Consider the following 3,620-nt stretch of genomic DNA (forward strand, 5'->3'; position numbering starts at 1 on the left):
ATAGTCCCGTAGCTCAGTTGGTTAGAGCACTACACTGATAATGTAGGGGTCAGCAGTTCAAATCTGCTCGGGACTACATAAGTATAAATCTTAGGGGGATTAGCTCAGCTGGCTAGAGCGCCTGCCTTGCACGCAGGAGGTCAACGGTTCGACTCCGTTATTCTCCACCATCACCCTGATCTAAGATAAGAGATCAAACAAAATAGGACTACCGCAAGGGAATCCGGGGATAGAAAAGTTCTTTGACATATTGGAAGAAGTTAAAAAAGAAGAGCAAACAACAATAGAGACGTTGTTGGCACTTAGGACAGAAAGATAGGAATGTTTACATTCAAATCCAACTGACCAAAAAGGTTAACGACAGAACAAAAAAAGCATTTCCATAGGCGCAAAAGGCTATGGAGAGAAGAAAGTAAGAAAGAGCACACAGGGGATGCCTTGGCTCTCAGAGGCGATGAAGGACGTGATAAGCTGCGATAAGCACCGGGGATTAGCAAATATGAATTAATCCGGTGATTTCCGAATGGGGAAACCTGGCTGGTTGAAGACCAGTCGTACTGCGGTACGCAAACCTGCCGAACTGAAACATCTAAGTAAGCAGAGGAAGAGAAAATAATAATGATTTCCTAAGTAGTGGCGAGCGAACGGGAAAGAGCCCAAACCAGATATGTTACGGCATAGCTGGGGTTGTAGGACTACGATGTGGTATTAATGAAATGAAGTGGAACAGGATGGGAAGCCTGGCAATATAGCGTGAGAGCCGCGTACACGTAAGTAACATTAGCCTAGTAGTATCCTGAGTACCGCGAGGTCGGAGACGCCTTGTGGGAATCTGCCGGCACCATCCGGTAAGGCTAAATACTCCTGAGAGACCGATAGTGAACCAGTACCGTGAGGGAAAGGTGAAAAGAACCCCGAACAGGGGAGTGAAATAGAACCTGAAACTGTGTGCTTACAAGCGGTCGGAGCGTCCAGGTGGCGTGACGGCGTGCCTTTTGCATAATGAGCCTACGAGTTACTCTTCTCTGGCAAGGTTAAGTGTTTAAGACACGCAGCCGAAGCGAAAGCGAGTCTGAATAGGGCGTATAGTCAGGGGAGGTAGACGCGAAACCTTGTGATCTACCCATGGACAGGTTGAAGGTGCGGTAACACGTACTGGAGGACCGAACCGATAAACGTTGAAAAGTTTCCGGATGATCTGTGGGTAGGGGTGAAAGGCTAATCAAACTGGGAAATAGCTCGTACTCCCCGAAATGTTTTTAGGAACAGCGTTGTGGTTTGAGTTTGATAGAGGTAGAGCTACTGATTGGGTGCGGGGGAGTCAAATCCTACCAAATCCAGACAAACTCCGAATGCTATCAAATATACACAGCAGTGAGGCCCGGGGTGCTAAGGTCACGGGCCGAGAGGGAAAGAACCCAGACCATCAGCTAAGGTCCCAAAATTACTACTAAGTTGAACTAACGAGGTGCGATTGCACAGACAGCTAGGATGTTGGCTTGGAAGCAGCCATTCATTTAAAGAGTGCGTAACAGCTCACTAGTCGAGCGATCGTGCATGGATAATAAACGGGCATCAAGTAGTATACCGAAGCTATGGGTAGAATGTAAATTTTACGGTAGGGGAGCATTCCAGCGGCAGCGAAGATATGGCGTAAGCTGTGTTGGAGCTTCTGGAAAAGCAAATGTAGGCATAAGTAACGATAAGGCAGGCGAGAAACCTGCCCGCCGAAAGGATAAGGTTTCCTGATCAACGCTAATCGGATCAGGGTTAGTCGGGGCCTAAGGAGAACCCGAAGGGGAAATTCGATGGACAACTGGTTAATATTCCAGTACTTTTTATAACTGCGATGTGGGGACGGAGTAGTGACACTGCCGCGATCTGACGGAATAGATCGTTAAAGACTGTAGGTATTGGAGAGGTAGGCAAATCCGCCACTCTAGCTAAAGGTCGATAGTACCGCGAGCCTTCGGGTGAGTGGATAGCGCAGGTAATCAGACTTCCAAGAAAAACCGCTAAGCTTCAGGTTATAAAAACCCGTACCGCAAACCGACACAGGTATCCGGGAAGAGAATTCTAAGGCGCTCGAGTGAATCATGGCTAAGGAACTCGGCAAAATGGCCCTGTAACTTCGGGAGAAGGGGCGCTGGCAGTAATGTCAGCCGCAGTGAAAAGGCCCAGGCGACTGTTTAACAAAAACACATGGCTTTGCAAAATCGAAAGATGAAGTATAAGGCCTGACACCTGCCCGGTGCTGGAAGGTTAAGAGGGGATGTTAGTCGCAAGGCGAAGCATTGAATTGAAGCCCCAGTAAACGGCGGCCGTAACTATAACGGTCCTAAGGTAGCGAAATTCCTTGTCGGGTAAGTTCCGACCTGCACGAATGGTGTAACGATCTGGGCGCTGTCTCAGCCATGAGCTCGGTGAAATTGTGGTCCCGGTGAAGACGCCGGGTACCCGCAACGGGACGGAAAGACCCCATGCACCTTCACTACAATTTAACATTGACATTGGATACAGGATGTGTAGGATAGGTGGGAGACTATGAAGCGGCGTCGCCAGGCGTCGTGGAGTCAACGTTGAAATACCACCCTTTCTGTATTCGGTGTCTAACTCTTGAATGAGAGGACATTGTTTGATGGGTAGTTTGACTGGGGTGGTCGCCTCCAAAAAGGTAACGGAGGCTTTCAAAGGTAAGCTCAATACGCTTGGTAACCGTATGAGGAGTGCAATAGCATAAGCTTGCTTGACTGTGAGGCAGACAAGCCGAGCAGGGTCGAAAGACGGATATAGTGATCCGGTGGTTCTGCATGGAAGGGCCATCGCTCAAAGGATAAAAGGTACGCTGGGGATAACAGGCTGATCTCCCCCAAGAGCTCATATCGACGGGGAGGTTTGGCACCTCGATGTCGGCTCGTCACATCCTGGGGCTGGAGAAGGTCCCAAGGGTTCGGCTGTTCGCCGATTAAAGTGGCACGCGAGCTGGGTTCAGAACGTCGCGAGACAGTTCGGTCCCTATCTGTTGTGGGCGTAGGAATTTTGAGTGGGGCTGACCTTAGTACGAGAGGACCGGGTTGGACTAACCTCTAGTGAATCTGTTGTTCCGCCAGGGGCATTGCAGAGTAGCTACGTTGGGAATAGATAAGCGCTGAAAGCATCTAAGTGCGAAACTAGCCACGAGATGAGAATTCCATATAGGACCGTAGCAGACTACTACGTTGATAGGTTACAGATGTAAAGCTGGTGACAGCATAGTCGAGTAATACTAATCATCCGAAGCTTTCAAAAGCAGAATACTGTTGTTTGTTCTTCTCAACTAACTTCTTTCAATAATATGTCATTGTTTACAGCGATGAAGGGGAGCCAAGGGCCAAAGGCTAAAGGAACCTGACAAAGCAATAAACATTTATAATATTATCAAATATAATCAATCGGCAAAGCGACAAGGATAGCAATATCTGTAAGCAGAGCTGAATCGATAAAAGACATTTAGGTGCCTATATCGGTGGTGTCCACCTCTTCCCATTCCGAACAGAGAAGTTAAGCCCACCAGAGCCGATGGTACTGCGGTAACACGTGGGAGAGTAGGTCGGTGCCAAATCTTAAAGAAAGCCTTTCAG

General features: G+C 48.4%; 2 tRNA genes and 2 rRNA genes. All 4 read left to right on the forward strand.

The annotated features are described in order from the left end of the window. Positions 1 to 2 precede the first annotated feature (2 nt). Positions 3 to 76 (forward strand) — tRNA-Ile (locus BLW16_RS22695). Positions 77 to 93: 17 nt separating this feature from the next. Continuing rightward, positions 94 to 170, forward strand: a tRNA-Ala gene (locus BLW16_RS22700). A 236-nt stretch (positions 171 to 406) separates the two neighbouring features. Continuing rightward, positions 407 to 3,288 (forward strand): 23S ribosomal RNA (locus BLW16_RS22705). 201 nt (positions 3,289 to 3,489) lie between these two features. After that, positions 3,490 to 3,601: ribosomal RNA gene (rrf, locus tag BLW16_RS22710) — 5S ribosomal RNA — on the forward strand. Positions 3,602 to 3,620: the final 19 nt, after the last annotated feature.

It is taken from the genome of Pedobacter hartonius (assembly GCF_900107535.1).
Classification (GTDB): domain Bacteria; phylum Bacteroidota; class Bacteroidia; order Sphingobacteriales; family Sphingobacteriaceae; genus Pedobacter; species Pedobacter hartonius.